General features: G+C 70.2%; 15 protein-coding genes and 1 rRNA gene. 7 read left to right on the top strand and 9 right to left on the bottom strand.

Features of this window, described 5'->3' with window-relative positions; genetic code table 11:
* Positions 1 to 100: 100 nt before the first annotated feature.
* Positions 101 to 2,971, bottom strand: a complete 2,871-nt coding sequence (gene secA / locus ABT009_RS00080) for a preprotein translocase subunit SecA (protein ID WP_351287564.1) — start codon at positions 2,969 to 2,971, stop codon at positions 101 to 103.
* Between the two features lie 309 nt (positions 2,972 to 3,280).
* On the opposite strand from secA, the gene ABT009_RS00075 reads away from it, so the two are divergent.
* Positions 3,281 to 3,880: a GNAT family N-acetyltransferase gene (locus ABT009_RS00075; RefSeq protein WP_351287561.1), complete on the top strand. Its 600-nt coding sequence runs from the start codon at positions 3,281 to 3,283 to the stop codon at positions 3,878 to 3,880.
* Positions 3,881 to 3,929: 49 nt separating this feature from the next.
* Positions 3,930 to 5,120, top strand: coding sequence for a winged helix-turn-helix domain-containing protein (locus ABT009_RS00070; RefSeq protein ID WP_351287558.1), 1,191 nt, complete (start codon positions 3,930 to 3,932; stop codon positions 5,118 to 5,120).
* Positions 5,121 to 5,159: 39 nt separating this feature from the next.
* Here ABT009_RS00070 and ABT009_RS00065 read toward each other — a convergent pair whose 3' ends face one another.
* The 7 genes from ABT009_RS00065 to mtnA form a co-directional block, all read right to left on the bottom strand.
* Positions 5,160 to 5,906 (bottom strand): response regulator, encoded by a 747-nt coding sequence (locus tag ABT009_RS00065; protein WP_181660482.1) that lies wholly within the window; start codon positions 5,904 to 5,906, stop codon positions 5,160 to 5,162.
* A gap of 230 nt (positions 5,907 to 6,136) precedes the next feature.
* Entirely contained in the window at positions 6,137 to 6,832 is a 696-nt protein-coding gene (gene hpf, locus ABT009_RS00060; RefSeq protein ID WP_351287554.1) for a ribosome hibernation-promoting factor, HPF/YfiA family, read from the bottom strand.
* Between the two features lie 316 nt (positions 6,833 to 7,148).
* Positions 7,149 to 8,114: a ComF family protein gene (locus ABT009_RS00055; RefSeq protein ID WP_351287551.1), complete on the bottom strand. Its 966-nt coding sequence runs from the start codon at positions 8,112 to 8,114 to the stop codon at positions 7,149 to 7,151.
* Positions 8,115 to 8,273: 159 nt separating this feature from the next.
* Positions 8,274 to 10,124 carry an LpqB family beta-propeller domain-containing protein gene (locus tag ABT009_RS00050; protein WP_502989777.1) on the bottom strand — a complete coding sequence of 617 codons (1,851 nt, stop codon included), beginning with the start codon at positions 10,122 to 10,124 and terminating at the stop codon, positions 8,274 to 8,276.
* Between the two features lie 58 nt (positions 10,125 to 10,182).
* Positions 10,183 to 12,285, bottom strand: a complete 2,103-nt coding sequence (gene mtrB / locus ABT009_RS00045) for an MtrAB system histidine kinase MtrB (protein ID WP_351287549.1) — start codon at positions 12,283 to 12,285, stop codon at positions 10,183 to 10,185.
* A gap of 1 nt (position 12,286) precedes the next feature.
* Positions 12,287 to 12,976, bottom strand: coding sequence for a two-component system response regulator MtrA (mtrA, locus tag ABT009_RS00040; protein ID WP_003975799.1), 690 nt, complete (start codon positions 12,974 to 12,976; stop codon positions 12,287 to 12,289).
* A gap of 4 nt (positions 12,977 to 12,980) precedes the next feature.
* A complete protein-coding gene (gene mtnA, locus ABT009_RS00035; protein ID WP_351287546.1) occupies positions 12,981 to 14,129 on the bottom strand; it encodes an S-methyl-5-thioribose-1-phosphate isomerase in 1,149 nt (382 codons plus the stop codon).
* 149 nt (positions 14,130 to 14,278) lie between these two features.
* Here mtnA and ABT009_RS00030 point away from each other — a divergent pair, with 149 nt between their 5' ends.
* From ABT009_RS00030 to ABT009_RS00010, 5 genes are read left to right on the top strand one after another with little or no spacing between them, the layout of a single operon-like run.
* Positions 14,279 to 15,589, top strand: coding sequence for a DUF7847 domain-containing protein (locus ABT009_RS00030; protein WP_351287544.1), 1,311 nt, complete (start codon positions 14,279 to 14,281; stop codon positions 15,587 to 15,589).
* A 4-nt stretch (positions 15,590 to 15,593) separates the two neighbouring features.
* Entirely contained in the window at positions 15,594 to 16,349 is a 756-nt protein-coding gene (locus ABT009_RS00025) for a DUF4129 domain-containing protein (protein ID WP_351287541.1), read from the top strand.
* The gene (locus ABT009_RS00020) at positions 16,346 to 17,536 is read left to right on the top strand and encodes a DUF4350 domain-containing protein (RefSeq protein ID WP_351287538.1); all 1,191 of its coding nucleotides are present in this window, start codon (positions 16,346 to 16,348) and stop codon (positions 17,534 to 17,536) included. The genes ABT009_RS00025 and ABT009_RS00020 overlap by 4 nt, the downstream gene beginning before the upstream one ends.
* Entirely contained in the window at positions 17,536 to 18,525 is a 990-nt protein-coding gene (locus tag ABT009_RS00015; protein WP_351288545.1) for an AAA family ATPase, read from the top strand. The genes ABT009_RS00020 and ABT009_RS00015 overlap by 1 nt, the downstream gene beginning before the upstream one ends.
* A gap of 11 nt (positions 18,526 to 18,536) precedes the next feature.
* Complete coding sequence (locus ABT009_RS00010; protein WP_351287536.1) at positions 18,537 to 19,847, top strand: DUF58 domain-containing protein; 1,311 nt, start codon at positions 18,537 to 18,539, stop codon at positions 19,845 to 19,847.
* A 94-nt stretch (positions 19,848 to 19,941) separates the two neighbouring features.
* Here the strand turns inward: ABT009_RS00010 and rrf are convergent.
* A 5S ribosomal RNA gene (gene rrf / locus ABT009_RS00005) occupies positions 19,942 to 20,058 on the bottom strand.
* Positions 20,059 to 20,221: the final 163 nt, after the last annotated feature.

Raw genomic sequence — 20,221 nt, 5'->3', positions numbered from 1 at the left:
CCCAGACAGCCATAGGCGGGCCCTACGAGGACGAGGACACGCAAAGGGCCGGGCGCCCAAGCGCCCGGCCCCTCACACTGCTAACGCGTCGCAGACACCGTCACTTCTTGCGACGCCGCCCACCCTTCTGCTGCTTACGCCGCTCCGCCCGCGTAAGCCCATCCGACTCAGACCGCGGCGCAGGCGCATCCCCATTCGTGAAGTCGCCCTCGACGATCCCGCCTTCCCCATCCACCGTGGGCGCGGAGAAGTGCAGCCGGTCCGGCCGCTGCGGCGTGTCGAGCCCCTTGGCACGGATCTCGGGCCGGGCGCCGCCGCCCGAGGAGGCGGCACCCGCAGGCACGGCATCCTGCACGCCGCTCTTCTGGAGGGACGGAGCCGGCGCCGCGTCCTCCACCGGGACCTCCTCGACCTGCTGCTCGACCTGGACCTCCAGGTTGAACAGGTAGCCGACGGACTCCTCCTTGATGCCGTCCATCATGGCGGTGAACATGTCGAAGCCCTCGCGCTGGTACTCGACCAGCGGGTCCTTCTGCGCCATGGCGCGCAGGCCGATGCCCTCCTGGAGGTAGTCCATCTCGTAGAGGTGCTCACGCCACTTGCGGTCCAGGACCGACAGCACCACGCGGCGCTCCAGCTCACGCATGATCTCGGAGCCGAGCTGCGCCTCCCGCGCCTCGTACTGCTCGAGGATGTCGTCCTTGATGGACTCCGAGATGAACTCCGCGGTGAGGCCCGCGCGGTCGCCCGCCGCCTCCTCCAGCTCCTCGATCGTGATCCGGCACGGGTAGAGCTGCTTGAAGGCGCCCCACAGCCGGTCGAGGTCCCACTCCTCCGCGAACCCCTCGGCGGTCTCCGCCTCGATGTACGCGTCGATGGTGTCGTCCATGAAGTGCTGGATCTGCTCCTGCAGGTCCTCGCCCTCCAGGACGCGGCGCCGCTCGCCGTAGATGACCTCACGCTGCCGGTTGAGGACCTCGTCGTACTTGAGGACGTTCTTCCGGGTCTCGAAGTTCTGCTGCTCGACCTGGCCCTGCGCGGAGGCGATCGCGCGCGTGACCATCTTGTTCTCGATGGGCACGTCGTCCGGAACGTTCGCCATGGCCATCACGCGCTCGACCATCTGGGCCTTGAACAGGCGCATCAGGTCGTCGCCCAGCGACAGGTAGAAGCGGGACTCGCCCGGGTCGCCCTGACGGCCGGAGCGGCCGCGCAGCTGGTTGTCGATGCGCCGGGACTCGTGGCGCTCGGTGCCCAGCACGTACAGCCCGCCGAGGTCCTTGACCTCCTCGAACTCCGCCTTGACGGCCTGCTCGGCCTTCTCCAGGGCGGCGGGGAGGGCCCCGGCCCACTCCTCGATGTGCTCGTCCGGGTCGAGGCCGCGCTGGCGCAGCTCCGCCTCGGCGAGGTCCTCGGGGTTGCCGCCGAGCTTGATGTCCGTACCACGGCCGGCCATGTTCGTGGCGACCGTGACGGCGCCCTTGCGCCCGGCCTGGGCGACGATCACGGCCTCGCGGTCGTGCTGCTTGGCGTTCAGCACCTCGTGCTGGATGCCTCGCTTGGACAGCTGCTGCGAGAGGTACTCCGACTTCTCGACCGAGGTGGTGCCGACGAGGATCGGCTGCCCCTTCTCGTGCTTCTCGGCGATGTCGTCGACGACCGCCTCGAACTTCGCGACCTCGGTGCGGTAGATCAGGTCCGACTGGTCCATGCGGACCATCGGCTTGTTGGTGGGGATCGGGACGACGCCGAGCTTGTAGATCTGGTGGAACTCGGCGGCCTCGGTCATCGCCGTACCGGTCATGCCGGAGAGCTTGTCGTAGAGGCGGAAGAAGTTCTGCAGGGTGATCGTGGCGAGCGTCTGGTTCTCGTCCTTGATGTCCACCCCTTCCTTCGCCTCGATCGCCTGGTGCATGCCCTCGTTGTAGCGGCGGCCGGCGAGGATACGGCCGGTGTGCTCGTCGACGATCATGACCTCGCCGTCGATGACGACGTAGTCCTTGTCCTTCTTGAAGAGCTCCTTGGCCTTGATGGCGTTGTTCAGGTAGCCCACGAGCGGGGTGTTCACCGACTCGTAGAGGTTGTCGATGCCCAGCCAGTCCTCGACCTTGGTGACGCCGGACTCGTGGATGGCGACGGTGCGCTTCTTCTCGTCGACCTCGTAGTCCCCGGTCTCCTCGATGCCCTTGAGCTGGTTGCCCGGCTCGCCCTTCTTGAGGCGGGTGACGAGCTTGGCGAAGTCGCCGTACCACTTGGTGGCCTGGTCGGCGGGGCCGGAGATGATCAGCGGCGTACGGGCCTCGTCGACGAGGATGGAGTCGACCTCGTCGACGATCGCGAAGTTGTGTCCGCGCTGGACCAGTTCGTCCTTCGACCACGCCATGTTGTCGCGCAGGTAGTCGAAGCCGAACTCGTTGTTCGTGCCGTACGTGATGTCGCACGCGTACTGCTCGCGGCGCTGTGCCGGCGTCATGTTCGCCAGGATGCAGCCCACCGACAGGCCCAGGAACTTGTGGACGCGGCCCATCATCTCGGAGTCGCGCTCGGCCAGGTAGTCGTTGACCGTGATCAGGTGCACGCCCTTGCCGGACAGCGCGTTGAGATACGCGGGCAGGGTGCCGACCAGGGTCTTGCCCTCACCGGTCTTCATCTCGGCGACATAGCCGAGGTGGAGCGCGGCGCCGCCCATCATCTGCACGTCGTAGTGGCGCTGGCCGAGGGCGCGCTTGGCGGCCTCACGGACAGTGGCGAAGGCTTCGGGGAGCAGGTCGTCGAGGCTGTCCCCGCTCTTGCCTTCGCTGTCGACCCACTCCTGGTAGCGCTCCTTGTACTCCTCGGTGAGTGCGCGCAGCTCGGCGTCGGAGAGGCCCACGAAGTCCTCTTCGATGGAGTTGACCTGGTCCGCGATGCGGTGCAGCTTGCGCAGGATCTTGCCTTCGCCTGCACGCATGATCTTTGAGAGGACGGACACGGGGGTTGGTCTCCTTGCCGGTCGGGCCTGGCACGGTCGGTTTCGGTTGACTACTGAGCAACCGCCATCGTATGCGAGGACCCCGCCGCGCCGGGAGGTCTGCCATGACGACAGCCATTAGGACAACGGGCGGGGCGCTTCGAAGGTGCCGCGATCCCGCTGCCGATTGCGACGATCGGATCACCCCGCCCTCCGGGAGCCCGCCGCGCGGGCCTTCCGATATGCCCGTACACGGCTGCCCGATCTCCGCGTACACGGCCGCCCGAGAATGTGGTGGCGTCCTTGAGGACGCCCGAGCAGAATCGGCCGATGGAACCCGTCACGCTCACCACCGACCGCCTGCTGCTGCGCACCGTCGATCCCGACGACGCCGACGCCGTGTATGCGGCCTGCCAGGAACCCGACATCCAGCGCTGGACTACCATCCCGTCGCCGTACCTGCGGGAGCACGCGGACGGGTTCGTGGGGCAGCTGGTGCCCGACGGCTGGCGGGACGCCTTGCGGTTCACGCTGGGCGTCTTCCTGCGGGACGGCACTCCGCGGGGCGGCGAGCTGGTCGCAATGGTGGGCATCGACATGCGCTCCCTGGGCACCGGCGAGATCGGCTTCTGGGCCGCAAAGGAGCACCGGGGCAACGGCTATGTGACCGAGGCGGCGCTCGCCGTGTCGCGGTGGGCGTTCACGAGCGTGGGGATCGACCGCGTGGAGTGGCGGGCGGAGGTCGGCAACGAGGGCTCGCGCGCTGTGGCCCTGCGGGCCGGCTTCACGATCGAGGGCACCCTCCGCTCGGCGATCAACAACAAGGGCGTGCGCCGCGACTGCTGGGTCGGCTCGCTGGTCCCGTCGGATCTGGGCCTGCCTTCGACGGCGCCCTATCTCCCGGCCCCGGCGGCGGCCCCTCGATCCTGAACCACGCGACCCAGGACCCGTTGTCAGTGGCACGCCCTATCGTGCGGGCATGACGACTCCGCCGCGTCCCACCGCCGAACTCTCCGCCGACGAGGCCCGACGCATCGCCCTGCGCGCACAGGGATTCCTTGGCGCCCCGGACCGCAGGGCGGGCGTGCGAGGCGTGCTGCGGCACCTCGGCGCGGTCCAGCTCGACACGATCTCGGTGCTGGCCCGCTCGCACGAGCTCATCCCGTACGCCCGCCTGGGTTCCGTGGGGCGTCAGACGGTGGAGGACGCCTACTGGACACCCGGCGCCGACGGTGCCCCGCACGCCTTCGAGTACTGGTCGCACGCGGCGTGCATCCTGCCCGTCGAGGAGTGGCCGCACTTCGCCTTCCGCCGCCGCGCCTACCGCGCCCGCCCGCACTGGTACCACGACCTGCCGGACGGTGCGTACGACCAGGTCATCAAGCAGTTGCGCGCCGAGGGGCCGCTGACCGCCACGGAGCTGGGCGGCGCGAAGAACGGCGGCGAGTGGTGGGACTGGTCCGGCGCGAAGGTCGCCGTGGAGCGCGCGCTGATGTACGGCGAGGTGGTGTGCACGGAGCGCCGCGGCTGGAAGCGGGTGTACGACCTCGCGGAGCGCGCGATCCCCGACGATCTGCTCCATGACGAGCTGGACGACACGGAGTGCCTGCGCCGCCTGGTGCGCCTCGCCGGCCAGTCGCTCGGTGTCGGCACGCGCGCGGACATCGCGGACTACCACCGCCTCAAGGGCGAGCAGGTCGACGCGGTGATCACGGACTCGGGCCTGGTGCCGGTGGTCGTGGAGGGCTGGTCCAAGCCCGCCTGGGCCGACCCCGCGGCACTGGAGACGGTGCCGCGCGGCCGGCATCGTACGACGCTGCTCTCCCCGTTCGACTCGCTGATCTGGGAGCGGGCGCGCACCGAACGGATATTCGGCTTCACACACCGCCTGGAGGCGTATGTGCCGAAGCCGAAGCGGGTGCACGGCTACTTCGCGATGCCGGTCCTGGCCGGAGGGCGGCTGGTCGGACGCGTGGACCCGGCGCGCCAGGGCCGCACGCTGATCGCCAGGCAGGTGTCGCTGGAGGGCCGCAAGGCCGTCCGCGCCGTGGCGGAGGCACTGATCGAGGCCGCGAGCTGGGTGGGCTGCACCGATGTACGCGTGGAGCGGCTGGATCCGGAGGAGCTCCGCGAGCCGCTGTCGGCCGAGCTGGCCCGCGGGCTCGCCTGACGGCGTTCTTCCGCGCGAGACACCGGTAGCGGAGATCCGCTACCGGATCTCCAGGATCTTCTCCCGCATCGCGTACACCACCGCCTCCATCCTGGAATGCAGCTGCAGCTTCTCCAGGATGTTGCGCACATGGTTCTTTACGGTGTTCTCGCTGATGAACAGCTCCTTGGCGATATCGCGGTTGTTCATCCCGGTCGCCACGAGTTTGAGGACCTCGAGCTCGCGGTCGGTCAGCCGCGGGGCGGGCACGAGCCGCCGCTCGTCGGTGCGCTGGATCATCGACTTGAACTCGGTGAGCAGCTTCGAGGCCATCGACGGGCTGATCTGCGACTGCCCGTCGGCCACGGCACGGATCGCGGTGGCCACCTCGTCGGTGGAGATCTCCTTGAGGAGATAGCCCGTGGCGCCCGCCTTGATCGCGTCGTAGAGGTCGGCCTCCTCGTCGCTGATCGTCAACATGATGATCTTGGCGCTGGGGGCCACCTCCTTGATGGAGGTGCATGCCTCGATGCCGCCGCGCTTGGGCATCCGGACGTCCATGAGCACGATGTCGGGCAGCAGGTCGGCGGCCTTGTCGACGGCCTCCGCACCGTCGCCGGCCTCTCCCACCACCTGGATGTCCTCCTCGGCGGCGAGCACGATCTCGAGGCCGCGGCGGAAGAGGGCGTGATCGTCCACCACAAGGACCCTGATGGGCTCCTTGCGCGGGGAGCCCCCGTCCGGTCCCATGGCGACGGCGCCGTCGTCGGCGTCCTCGTCATGCATCGGTCCGAAGCTGTCCGCCATCGTTCCTCCCCCTGAAGGCCGTGGCCTGTGTTCCTGAGGTGCCCGGTGTGTGCTGCCAGGTGGGTCCCTGTGCCAACCCGTGGCGGATGCCCACCGGTTGGATTGACCGCCATGATTTCATGCCCGGACGACAACGGGGCGACAGCGCTGTATCGGAGGGGTCGCACACGGGTGCCCCCGGGGGCGCACGCGCACACCAGGGGCACCGGTCCTGCGGTCACCGGGGAACATCAGCCGCCGAGTGCGCCGCCCGCTTCGGCCGACGGCGGCTGGGCCACCATGGGGTCGGTGGAGAGGTGAATGACGCCGTAGTCGTAGGCGTGCCTCCGGTAGACGACGCTCGGTTCCTTCGTCTCGGAGTCGACGAACAGATAGAAGTCGTGCCCGACCAGCTCCATCTCGTAGAGAGCCTGGTCAAGCGTCATCGGGGCCGCTACGTGGGTCTTCTCGCGCACTACGAGCGGGCCTTCACCCTTGACCTCAAGGGAGCCCATCTTCTTCGTCGGCACGCCGTCCGACTCTTCTTCTTCCCTGACGAGCGTGCCGTCCCCGTTGAGCGTCGCCGCACCGGGGACCTGGTCCGCCACCTCGGCTGCCGACAGCCTGCCCGTACCGCGTCGCGTGTGCCGCTTGTCGTGCTGCTTGCGCAGCCGCGCCTCCAGCTTGTCGGCCGCCATGTCCAGTGCCGCGTACGGGTCACTGGCAGCGGCCTCCGCTCGGATCACCGGACCGCGGGTGCGGAGCGTGATCTCCACCCGGTCGCTGCGGTCGGCCTGTCGGGGGTTGGGCTCCTTGGACACCTCGACATCGAGGCTGATCACCTTGCCATCGAGCTTCTGGATCTTCTCCAGCTTCAGCTTTTCGGCCACGTGCTTCCGGAACCGCTCGGGCACCTCGGTCTTGCGGCCCTTGACGACGATGTCCACGCAGAACTCCGTTCCCGGATCGCTCCGCGTCGGCGCGGAGCATCTCCCTTTTGCACCAGGCCCCGGGACGCCCCGGGAGCCTCGGACTCGGTGACTTCCACCTCCTCCTCCCCCATGGGCAAGATCTCCATCCCACCGGCCGGGGTGATTGCAGGAAAGCCCCACGGCCAGGCATTCGGATCGCGACCGCCATTCCTCACACCCGAACATATCTCGCCCGGACGGATGTCGTCACCCTCTACCGCGGCGTACCTCCATTCAGGTGAATTAACCCGCTTACTTCCTGCAACGACGCACGTTGTTTGGCGGTTCCGGATTATTCGAAGGAATCGGGGGTGGCAGCGACGACGGCGGCGCTGATCACGTTCACCGGTGCGCTCCTCCGGAGCATTACCCCGGCAGCTCCCATCGATGCTTGCCCAGTTCTTCCTTCACCGCCCCTTCTCGCCACCCGGCCCGGTCCACGCGTCCTCCCCGCTCTGATCTGTCCATCCGCACATGTCTGTCCATCCACACAGGCGGCGCGAACGGCCCGCGCGGCCTCCGTCAGCGACGCGCCCGTCGTCATCAGGTCGTCCACCAGGACGATCCGTCCGCCTCCGCGCAGCAGCCGTCCGCCTCCGGCGGCCACCTCGAGGGCGCCCGTGAGATTGGCCAGCCGCTGCCGGGAGTTCAGCCCCGACTGATCGGCCACCAGGCGCCGTTGGCGCAGTACGGCGAGCACCGCGGTGGGGATCCCCGCGCGGCGCAGCTCGCCGGCCGCGGCGAGCGCGATCCGCCGCGCCGGATCGTGCCCACGCGCCCGCACAGCCCGCCGCGCCGACGGCACGGGCACCAGCAGCAACGGCCCGCACTCACGGCCGGGCGCCTCCATGGCCGCGTCCTGCTCGGCACCAACCGGCCCGGCCCAGGTCCACCCATGTCCGGCCCGTCCACAGGTCACATGCTCGTCACCCCCTCTGTGCACACACCTCGCAGCCCCCTGCGCTTCCCGTACTCCAGCGCTCACCGCTCCCGCCAGCGCCTCGCCCAGCGGACGGGCGAGACCCAGCGCGCCCCGCTCCTTGTGTGCGAGCAGCACCGCCCGTACCGCATCCGCGTACGGAGCGGCCGCATGCACAACGGGCAGGCCCGCCGGCTCCGGCACCGGCCGCACCCGGCACGGAGCGCGGCCGCACAACGCCTCACGGCACTGCACGCAAAGCGCCGTACGAGGCCGTCCGCAGCCTCCGCACTCGGCCGGCAGCACCAGGTCGGTGAGGTCCTGCCACCACCCCCGCATGCAGTCCACTGTGCCCCTGCGGAGACGGGGCTGCCACCCCTGTGGATAACCCCGGGCAGCACCCTGTGGACAACTCGGAGTCACTACCGTCAGGACCGCAGCGGACACCAGCCTGCTCCCCAGAGCAAACGAGCCTGCTATCCCGGGCGAACCAGTCTGCTACCCGGGATAAACCGGCGCCGTCCCGTCCTCGACCACCGTCTGCCAGGCCGCCCCCGCCGGCAGCCGTACGATCCCGTCGTCCGAGTGCGCCACCAACGGCAGCTGGTCGTTCTCCGATGCGGCGATTTCCTTCACGCCGTTTAGGCCGGGGAGCACTCCGCCCGAAGGTGTCAGGCCGTCGCACTTGACGTACCGGATCTGCTGCACACCGCCGGACTCGCGGCCGACCACGACGAGGCGGCTGCCGCCCGCCCACGACATGGCCGTGACCTCCATCTGCGGCGCTGCCGCGCGCAGTTCGACGACCGACACCTCGGGCCGCTCTCCGGACCCGCCCTCGCGCTCGACCCGCCCGATCCGCAGGGACGTCTTGCCGTCCTCCTTCACGAGCAGCGCGACCCGTACGCCGTCGGCGGCCACCCGCACCGCCTCGATGCGCCCGCCGTCGAGCCCAAAGGTTCGCACCTCGATCGGCTCTCCTGCGCCCTTCTCCAGCAGAAGCAGTCTCGGGTCCTTCGGATTGCGGTCGGCCACCCACAGGTCGCCCCGGCCGTCCCAGCTCGGCGTCGTCAGCCGGTCGCTCTCCGACTTGGCCCGGCTCGTCACTACCGCATCCCCGAGCGATGCGCCCGAGGCGAGCGATCCGACGAACAGCGAACGCCCGTCCAGCGACACACCGGCCGCCCGCTCCTCGTTCCGAGAGACCGCCACCGACCGCAGCGCCTGATCACCGTTGCCCAGCGGGCCTGGCACCGGCTCCGGCTTGGATCCCGCGCTCTTGCCGCTGCCGCCCATCCGTACCAGGCGGTGCTTCTTGTCGAGGAAGTACTGGTACTCGGGGTGTCCGGTGGTGCGCTGCGGTGCGATGCTCTCCGCCTGGGCCTGGTTCAGCACGCACAGTTGCGATCCGTCCGAGCGCTGCAGCTCGACCTCGTCGACGCCTGACGGGGTCAGATCGTCGATGGTGAACAGAAGCTGCGCGGCCATCTCCGTGCATTGCGCCTGCCCGACGCGGTCCGCCTCCCGGTTCAGCGGGACCTTCAGTTTGTCCTGGTCGTCGGGCGACAGCGACTTGGTGCCCTTCTTCAGCTGCGTACCGCTGGGGAAGCGCGACCGGACCACCGGTTCGAGCCAGTGGGTGGGCCCTGCAAGGAGCGACTTGACCGTCTGTGTCAGCGGGTCGATCTGGCCGCGGACGTAGACCGGATCGGCGACGAGCTCCCGCCGTTCGTCACCGTCGGACGACGAGTCCGACGCGAAGTAGTACTTGTCGACCGGCTGGTAGATCCGCTGGAAGTCGGAGTCACCGAGCACCACACCGTCCGGCGGCATGTCGATGCGCCACTCCTGGCCCTCGGGGCCGTCCACCTTGGTGAGGTGCAGTGTCTGGCGGTACGGGCCGTCAACGGGCTCGTAGGCGTGCTGGGCGTCCACTGCCGCGACCTTCTGGCCGGTCAGCGTGTACGTGAGGCCGCCTGCGGCGTCGTTGCCGCCGTGGTCCGTCTTCGTGTTCGGGCCGTCGGCGAGCACCACGGTCGAACGGTCCGGGTGCCACTTCTTGGACGCTTCCGCCGTCAGATACTTGCGGGCCACCTCGAACTGCGGGTCGTCGCTGGTCAGCGCCTCGAGGAAGCCCTGAACGATCTCCGGGGGCCCGGCGTCGTCCCGCGGCGGCATGGGGAAGACCCGGACCGGCGTGTCCGGTCCCTGCGTGGCCTGGACTCCGCGCACATCCCCGCTGTCCGGCATGGACGCGCAGCCCGCCAGCAGGGCGCCACTGCAGGCCAGGACAAGCCCGGCACGCAGCGGCTGCCGCCGAGGCCCACGCCTGACGCTCTCGGTGCCCACCGAAGGCCCCCCCTTGCTCACCGGGCCCGTCGCATCGCCGACGGGATCCATCCGGCCCTCATGCACCGGGCACCACTTCTCCGCTCCCGGCCTCGTCGGCCGGTTCGCCTTGTCCATCCTGACCAGCCGGTTTCCGGCTGGCAGCCGCCATACCGCCGACGTCCCCGGACGGCCGCGGCACGACCCGCGCGCCGCTCCCTGGAAGCGCTGTCGGATCCGCGGCCGGAGCGGACGCGGGCCCCCCAGCGAGCCGCGGAGAGATCGGCGCGCCCGTGGCCGTGGCAGAGGGCGTGCTCCTCCAGCCTTCGGCCCGGGAGGCGCCCAGTGGGGAGTGCTGCGCCGGCACCGTGGCGAGCTTGCTGCTGCTCCCGAGGGGCAGCCCCGCGTCGTTCAGACCGCGGTTGCGCCGCGAGTCGTCGGGCTCCAGCGGAATCGGGGAACCCCGCAGCGGCTCGTCCGCGGTACGCGGCAGCGTCAGCCGGAACTGCGAGCCGCCGCCCGGCTCGCCCCACGCCTGCAGCCAGCCGCCGTGCAGCCGCGCGTCCTCGAGGGCGATGGACAGTCCGAGTCCCGTTCCGCCGGTGGTACGCGCGCGTGCCGGGTCCGCACGCCAGAAGCGGCTGAAGACCCGGGTCGCCTCGCCGGGCTTCAGCCCGACGCCGTAGTCCCGCACGGCGACGGCGACCGCGCCGCCCGCCGCAGCGAGCCGCACCACGACGTCCCTGCCCTCGCCGTGCTCGACGGCGTTGACCACCAGATTGCGCAGGACACGCTCCACGCGCCGGGCATCGGCCTCCGCCACCACCGGCTGACCGTCGCCGACGACCCGGATATGAGTGCCCTTGCGCTCCGCCAGCGGCTCGGCCCCACCGACCACGCGGCGTACGACCTCCCGCAGGTCTATCGGCTCCGCCTCCAGGGCCGCCGCACCCGCGTCGAAGCGGCTGATCTCCAACAGGTCCGCGAGGAGGGACTCGAAGCGGTCCAGCTGGTCGGCGAGCAGCTCGGCGGAGCGCGCCGTCACCGGATCGAAGTCCTCGCGCGCCTCATGGATGACGTCGGCGGCCATCCGGACGGTCGTCAGGGGCGTGCGCAGTTCGTGCGAAACGTCCGACACGAACCGCCGCTGCATGCGGGAGAGGTCCTCGAGCTGCTGGATCTTGAGCTGGAGGTTCTGCGCCATCTTGTTGAAGGCCTCACCGAGGCGCGCGATGTCGTCCTCTCCGGTGACCTTCATACGCTCCTGGAGGCGCCCTGCGGACAGCCGCTCGGCGATGCCGGCCGCCATCCGTACGGGGGTGACGACCTGCCGTACGACCAGCCAGGCGATGGCGCCAAGGAGCACCACGACGAACAGCCCGGCGGTCGCCAGCGTGCCCTTGACCAGGCTCAGCGACTTCTCCTCCTGCGTGAGCGGGAAGAGGTAGTAGAGCTGGTACGTATCGCCGTGCGGGTCGTTCAGCCGCTTGCCGATGACCAGTCCGGGCTGCGACTCCTGACCGCTCTCGTAGACGATGCGCGTGTAGCTCTGGAACGCGCCGGTGCCCTGTTCGACGCGGTCCTGCAGTTCTTCCGGCACGCTCGCCAGCGCGCCCACCCCGCCCGAGGCGCGAGGGGCCCGCGCGCTGGCGTCACCGGACGCGGCCGGGCTGAGCGTGACCACGTCGAAGGCACTCTGACCACCACTGGCCAGCTGTTTAACGAGGCTGTTCATCCAGACCGCGGTGTTCGGCTCGGTACGGCCGTTCGCGGTGCCTGCGTCCTGGTCGCCGCTCGTCGGCGAGGCGGCGCTCTCGGCGGCCTTGAAACCGCCCATGGCCTGGCTCTGCGACGCCTTCACCTTGGCGTCCAGCAGACCGTTGCGCACCTGCCCGATGACGACGAAGCCGAGCAGCAGGACCACGCCCAGCGACATCAGCAGGGTGGTGACGACCACCTTGAGCTGGATGTTGCGCCGCCACAGCCGCAACGCGGGCAGCAGCGGACGCCGCACCCAGCGCGTGAAGAGGCGCAGCACGGGGCTGCCCTGCATCCCGCCCTGCAGCAGCAGCCCGCCTTCTAGCAGCCGCGCGAGGCGTGAGGCGGGTGTCTTCCGGTCGACAGGCCGCCCCGAGCGGGCTCCCGGCATCCCGGGCGCCGGAGCGGCACTGTCCCGGGACATATCAGCTTGGTCCGGCCTTGTAACCGACGCCACGTACGGTCACCACGATCTCCGGCTTCTCGGGGTCCTTCTCGACCTTCGAGCGCAGCCGCTGCACATGCACGTTGACGAGACGGGTGTCCGCCGCGTGCCGGTAGCCCCACACCTGCTCGAGCAGCACCTCACGGGTGAACACCTGCCAGGGCTTGCGGGCGAGCGCCACCAGCAGATCGAACTCCAGCGGCGTGAGCGCGATCGACTGACCGTCCCGCTTCACGGAGTGACCGGCCACGTCGATGACCAGGTCGCCTATGGCGAGCTGCTCCGGCGCCGGCTCCTCCGACCTGCGCAGCCGTGCCCGGATACGGGCCACGAGCTCCTTCGGCTTGAACGGCTTGACGATGTAGTCGTCGGCACCGGACTCCAGTCCGACCACCACGTCCACAGTGTCGCTCTTGGCAGTGAGCATCACGATCGGCACGCCCGACTCGGCCCTGATCAGGCGGCACACCTCGATGCCGTCCCTGCCGGGCAGCATCAGGTCGAGGAGCACCAGATCGGGCTTCGTCTCACGGAAGGCGGCCAGCGCCTTGTCGCCGTCTGCTACGAACGACGGCTCGAAACCTTCACCACGCAGCACAATGCCGAGCATCTCGGCCAGTGCGGTGTCGTCGTCGACGACAAGGACTCGTCCCTTCATAAACGACATCATCCCATTAGCTAATCGTTACCTGGCGTGACCTGGCACACAGGCTGGCCAGACCCTCGGCTGTCACGGGCGACACGGCGCCCTGCTCGGTGACGATCGCCGTCACCAGTGCGGGCGGCGTCACGTCGAACGCCGGGTTGTACGCCTGAGTTCCCAGGGGTGCCACCGCAATACCGCCTCCTGCTTCCGTCCCGGCCATCGGCGCCTGCGGCGCCATGACCTCCGTCACTTCATGACCGGCCCGCTGCTCCACCTCTATGGAGGCGCCGTCCGGGGTGTCCAGATCCACGGTCGTCACGGGCGCGACCACGATGAACGGCACATGGTGGTAGCGGGCCAGCACCGCGAGCGGATAGCTCCCCACCTTGTTCGCCACCGAACCGTCCGCCGCTATGCGGTCCGCGCCGATGAGCACCGCGTCCACCTCTCCCGCCGCGAAGAGCGATCCCGCCGCGTTGTCCGTGAGCAGCGTGTACGCCATACCGCTGCGCGCCGCCTCGTACGCGGTAAGCCGCGCGCCCTGCAGCAGCGGCCGCGTCTCGTCGACCCACAGCCTGCGCAGCCGCCCTGCCCTGTGCGCCGCCAGCGCCACCGCAAACGCCGTACCCTCACCGCCCGACACCAGCGCACCCGTGTTGCAGTGCGTCAGGATCCGGTGGTTGCCGCCGGGCAGCAGCTCGTCGAGCAGCGTCAGACCATGCCGGGCCATCTGAGCGCTCGCCTCGGCGTCCTCCTTGTGCAGCGCCCGCGCTGCGGCCAGTGCGGCCGCGCCGGCCTGCTCCTGACTGCCGCCGCCCGCGAGTGCGGCCTGGTACGCCGCACGGGCCCGGCCCACCCCGTACGCGAGATTCACCGCGGTGGGCCGAGCGCTCGCCAGAGCATCGGCGGCCTCGTCCACGTCGAACCCGCGTACGGCGGCGAGCGCGACACCGTACGCCCCGGCGATGCCGAGCAGCGGTGCGCCGCGCACGGCGAGCGTCCGTATCGCCTGCACCAGAGCCGGGGCATCGGTGCACACCAGCTCCACTTCCTCAGCCGGCAGCCTGGTCTGATCGAGCAGGACCAGTACGGGACCCTCCGGTGGTTCTTCCCAGCGGATCGCCGGCGTCTGAGGGGGCCCTGGTTCCTCATGTGGTTGCGCGTACTGATCAGCCATTCGACCAGTCTGCCCCTTAACCGACGGACAATTGAAGGTGTGCAGCCGAGAAGGTGCCTGGTCCGCCCGGTCCACCGCCGGACGCACCGTGGCACGATGGCTGCCAACCTGCCGCCGCAACCGCGGACGGGCACCGTGAAGGAGCGACGATGAACGACACTCCGGGCTGGGCCTCGCCCGGATCTGCCCCCTCCGACGGACAGGAACCGGACGCCTCTCGCCCCACCGAAGCCGCCGCAGGCCAGAACGGCCCCACGGATTCGGATCCGGCGGACGACAAGCGCCCCTCCAAGTGGTCCAAGGAGCAGCCCCCGCCCGGCCAGTGGTCCGCTCCCGGTCCGCAGAACCCCGGCCAGACACCACCGCGCGCCGGCTCCGGCTGGGGCGGTCAGCAGCCTCCCCGCGGCCCCGGCGGTTACGGCGGCGGCCCCGCGGGCAGCGGCTGGGGCGGCAACTGGAGCGGCCCTCCACCCGCGGCCAAGCCCGGCGTCATCCCGCTGCGCCCGCTCGGCGTCGGTGAGATCCTCGACGGCGCCGTCTCGACCATGCGCACGTACTGGCGCACGGTGCTCGGCATCTCCCTGGCCGTGGCCGTCGTAACCGAGATCGTGGTCGTGCTGCTGCAGGGGCTGGTCCTGGACGACAGCAGCACCGCGGCCCTCGAGGACCCGAGCGCCACCCTCGACGAGATCACGCGGGCGATGGGCGATGCCCTGCTGAACTCCGGCGTCATCGTGCTGATCAGCATGCTCGGCACGATCGTCGCCACCGCCCTGCTCACGACCGTGACCAGCCGCGCCGTACTCGGCAAGCCGGTCAGCCTCCAGGAAGCCTGGAGGGACGCCAGGCCACAGCTGCTGAAGCTGTTCGGCCTGACCTTCCTGCTGCCCCTCATGGCCCTCGCGATCCTCGGTATCGGTGTCCTGCCCGGCCTCCTCGTCGCCGTCGCGGGAGCCGCCGAAGCCGGTTCCGCTCTGGTCGTGCTGGGCGCACTGGCTGCCGGGGTGGTCGTCCTCTGGCTGATGGTCCGCTTCTCGCTCGCCTCGCCCGCCCTGATGCTGGAGAAGCAGGGCATCGTGAAGTCGATGAGCCGCTCGGCCAAGCTGGTGCGTGGCTCCTGGTGGCGGGTCTTCGGCATCCAGCTGCTTGCGACGATCATCGCCAACATCGTGGCGTCGATCATCGTGATCCCGTTCGCCTTCCTCGCCGGGGCGCTGAGCGGCAACGGCATCACCGGCTTCCTCGACACCACGGCCGGGGACGTGGGCTGGACGTTCCTCATCATCAGCGGCATCGGCTCCGTGATCGGATCCACGCTCACGTTCCCGATCACCGCCGGGGTCACCGTGCTCCTCTACATCGACCAGCGCATCCGCCGCGAGGCCCTCGACCTCGAACTCGCCCGCGCCGCAGGCGTCCAGGGGTACGCTCCCGGCGCACCGGGCACACCAGGGAGCTGATGAAGTGAGCGTGACGGGGGGAGTTCTCAGGGCGGCTCTTCTGCTGCCACGCGCCGACGACGAACCGCCGGTGACGACCCCGCGTGACCCCGCGCGCGAGGCGGCCGAGCGTGAGCTGTCCCGGCCGATGTACCACGAGAACGACCCCGGTCTGCTGCAACGGGCCCTGAACGCTTTCTGGGACTGGATCGACGGCCTCCTCAGCGCCGCCTCCGCCGCGACACCCGGCGGCGGCGTCGGCCTCTTCGTGATCGCGCTGGCCGTCGTCGCGCTCATCGCCGCCCTCTGGTGGCACCTCGGCACGCCGCGTCGCGTTCCTGCTTCCTCCGCGCCGCTCTTCGACGACCGGCCGCGCAACGCGGCAGACCACCGCGCAGCCGCCGAAGCCCATGCGGCCCAAGGCCACTGGAGCCAGGCCGTCCAGGAACGGATGCGTGCCGTCGTCCGCTCTCTGGAGGAGCGGGCCCTGCTCGATCCCCGCCCCGGCCGCACCGCCGACGAGGCCGCCGCGGAAGCTGGGCGCGTCCTGCCCTCGCACACCGACCGACTCCGCGCTGCCGCCCGCGAGTTCGACGACGTCACATACGGCGGCCGCACCGCGGACGAACCGGCGTACCACCGCATCTCCGATCTCGACCGCGACCTGGAGCGCACCAAGCCGGTTCTCACCGCCACAGCAGGGAACGCAACGCCGGCAGGGAGCGCCAACAGCGCGCAGAGCACGCCCCACAGCACCACCCACCACGGGGCCGCCGAATGACCGAGGCCACCCTTCCGCCCACCTCGGTCTCGCCCACCGTCCGCCAGCGGTGGACACGCGCCCGAGGCGTCGTGCTCGCGATCGTGGTGCTCCTCGCGGCCGCGGTCGCACTCGCCGTACTCCGCTCCGGGGACCGGCACGGCAGCCTCGACCCGCGCTCCGCCGACCCCTACGGAAGCCGGGCCGTCGCCGAACTCCTCGCCGACCGGGGCGTGTCCACGCGTGTAGTGACCACCACCGACGAGGCCCGGGCCGCCGCGGGCCCCGACACCACTGTCCTCGTAGCCGTCCCCGATCTGCTCACCGGCCGCCAGCAGCGCGAACTCCGCGCCGCCACCGACGACTCCGGCGGACGCACCGTCCTGGTCGCCCCCGGGGATCCCTCGCTCGGCACACTCGCCCCGCAGGTCACGGCCGACCCCGCCCCCAGCCTCGACTCGACGCTCGCCCCCGGCTGCGACCTGCCCGCAGCCCGCCGAGCGGGCAACGCCGACACCGGCGGAGTGCGCTACACGACGACCGCGCCCCGCGCCGACCGCTGCTACCCCGACGACGGCCTTCCCACGCTCCTGCGCCTCCCGGCCGCCGACGGCACCGGCGACACCGTCGTGATCGGCGCCCCCGACATCCTCTACAACGACCGTCTCGACGAGCACGGCAACGCCTCGCTCGCCCTGCAACTCCTCGGTTCCCGCCCCCACTTGGTCTGGTACCTCCCCTCCCTCTCCGACGACACCGCCACCGATGCCGGCGACCGCAGCTTCTTCGACCTGATCCCCTCCGGCTGGCTCTGGGGCACCCTGCAGCTCACCATCGCCGCCGTCGTCGCAGCCCTGTGGCGCGGCCGCCGCCTCGGCCCCCTAGTCCCCGAACGCCTCCCCGTGGCCATCCGCGCCTCCGAAACCGCCGAAGGCCGCGCCCGCCTCTACCGCAAGGCGAACGCCCGCGAGCGCGCCGCCACAGCCCTTCGCGCCGCCACCCGCACCCGCCTCGCGCCCCTACTCGGCGTACCCCTCGCCCAGGCTCACGCGCCCGAGGCACTCCTCCCGGCCCTCTCCGCCCAACTCAACGGCAGCGGACAGGACCTGCACACGCTTCTCTTCGGGCCGCCACCCCGCGACGACGCAGCCCTCATCACCCTCGCCGACCAACTCGACGCCCTCGAAAGAGAGGTACGCACTTCATGATGGACCCGACCACTGACAACGCCGGTCACGCAGGGGATCCGGGCAGCGCCCGAGCGTCCCTGGAGGCCCTGCGCACCGAGATCGCCAAGGCCGTGGTCGGCCAGGACCCCGCCGTCACGGGCCTCGTCGTCGCCCTGCTCTGCCGCGGCCACGTCCTCCTCGAAGGCGTACCCGGCGTCGCCAAGACCCTTCTCGTACGCGCGCTCGCGGCAGCCCTCGACGTCGACACCAAGCGCGTCCAGTTCACCCCGGACCTGATGCCCAGCGACGTCACCGGCTCACTGGTCTACGACGCGCGCACCGCCGAGTTCTCCTTCCAGCCGGGCCCGGTCTTCACCAACCTGCTCCTCGCCGACGAGATCAACCGCACCCCTCCCAAGACCCAGTCGTCCCTGCTGGAAGCGATGGAGGAGCGCCAGGTCACGGTCGACGGCATCCCGCGCCCGCTCCCCGAGCCGTTCCTGGTCGCAGCCACACAGAACCCGATCGAGTACGAGGGCACCTACCCGCTCCCCGAGGCCCAGCTGGACCGTTTCCTCCTCAAGCTCACCGTGCCCCTCCCCTCCCGCCAGGAGGAGATCGGCGTCCTCACCCGCCATGCGGAAGGCTTCAATCCGCGCGACCTGCGCGCCGCCGGCGTACGCCCTGTGGCAGGGCCCGCGGACCTGGAGGCCGCCCGCGCGGCCGTCGCCAAAACGTCCGTATCCCCCGAGATCACGGGCTATGTGGTCGACATCTGCCGCGCCACCCGCGAGTCCCCGTCACTCACGCTCGGCGTCTCTCCTCGCGGCGCTACGGCGCTGCTCGCCACCGCCCGCGCCTGGGCCTGGCTGACGGGCCGCGACTACGTCATCCCCGACGACGTGAAGGCCCTGGCCCTCCCCACTCTCCGCCATCGTGTCCAACTCCGCCCCGAGGCCGAGATGGAGGGCGTCACCGCCGACTCCGTCATCAACGCGATCCTCGCCCACGTCCCCGTACCCCGCTGAGCCGAGGACCCATGGCATTCACCGGACGCGCCGCCCTCCTGGCGGCGCTGGGCACACTCCCCGTCGGCATCTGGGAACCCAGCTGGACGGGCATCCTGGCCGTCAACGGTTCCCTGGCGCTCGCCTGTGCCTGCGACTTCACCCTCGCCGCGCCCGTACGACGTCTGGTCCTGACGCGATCAGGAGACACCTCTGTACGCCTCGGAGAGCCCGCGGACGTCACGCTCACCGTCACCAACCCATCCAACCGACCGCTGCGCGCCCGCATCCGCGACGCCTGGCCCCCCAGCAGCTGGCAGCCCGGAACAGAGGCACAATCCTCACGCCACGCACTGACGGTCCCGCCTGGAGAACGCCGCCGCGTCACGACCCGCCTCCACCCCACCCGCCGCGGCGACCGCCACGCCGACCGGATCACCATCCGCTCCTACGGCCCCCTCGGCTTGTTCAACCGCCAGGGCAGCCACAAGGTGCCCTGGGCCGTCCGCGTCCTGCCGCCCTTCACCAGCCGGAAGCACCTCCCTTCGAAACTGGCCCGACTACGCGAACTCGACGGCCGCACCAGCGTCCTGACCCGCGGCGAGGGCACCGAGTTCGACAGCCTCCGCGAATACGTCCCCGGAGACGACACCCGTTCCATCGACTGGCGCGCCACGGCCCGCCAGTCCACGGTCGCCGTCCGCACCTGGCGCCCGGAGCGCGACCGCCACATCCTCCTCGTCCTGGACACGGGCCGCACCTCAGCGGGACGAGTCGGCGACGCCCCGCGCCTGGACGCCTCGATGGACGCAGCCCTGCTCCTCGCCGCGCTCGCTTCCCGAGCCGGGGACCGGGTGGATCTCCTTGCATACGACCGCCGCGTACGTGCCCTGGTCCAGGGCCGAGCCGCAGGCGAGCTGCTCCCTGCCCTCGTCGACGCCATGGCCCCGCTGGAACCAGAGCTGGTCGAGCTCGACGCCCGTGGTCTCACTTCCACGGCCCTGCGCACCGCACCGCGCCGATCCCTCATCGTCCTGCTCACCAGTCTGGACGCTGCACCCATCGAAGAGGGCCTGCTGCCTGTGCTCACGCGCCTCACCCGACGCCACACAGTCCTGGTCGCTTCTGTGGCCGACCCGCACATCACAAAGATGGCGATCTCGAGAGGAACCGCCGAGGCCGTGTACGAAGCAGCAGCGGCCGCCCAAGCCCAGGCTGAACGCCGTCACACAGCCGAACGGCTCATTCGCCACGGCGTCACGGTCGTCGACGCGACTCCGGAAGACCTGGCTCCGGCCCTGGCGGACGCATATCTCGCCCTCAAGACCGCCGGCCGTCTCTGAGGAAAGTCGTGAGGCACCCAGAAATGCCGGAGACACCCAGAAATACAGAAAGCCCCTGTACCGGTAAACCGGTACAGGGGCTTTCTCAAAAATAGTTCGGCGGCGTCCTACTCTCCCACAGGGTCCCCCCTGCAGTACCATCGGCGCTGTGAGGCTTAGCTTCCGGGTTCGGAATGTAACCGGGCGTTTCCCTCACGCTATGACCACCGAAACACTATGAAACTGTAACTACCGCACCACGCCGTGACCATGGCATGGGGTTGTTCGTGGTTTCAGAACCAACACAGTGGACGCGAGCAACTGAGGACAAGCCCTCGGCCTATTAGTACCAGTCAACTCCACCCATTACTGGGCTTCCATATCTGGCCTATCAA

The sequence above is a fragment of the Streptomyces sp. NPDC002896 genome (genome assembly GCF_040295225.1).
GTDB lineage: Bacteria > Actinomycetota > Actinomycetes > Streptomycetales > Streptomycetaceae > Streptomyces.
The sequence above is the reverse complement of the archived record's forward strand: the minus strand, read 5'-3'. Positions and strand labels throughout refer to the sequence as shown.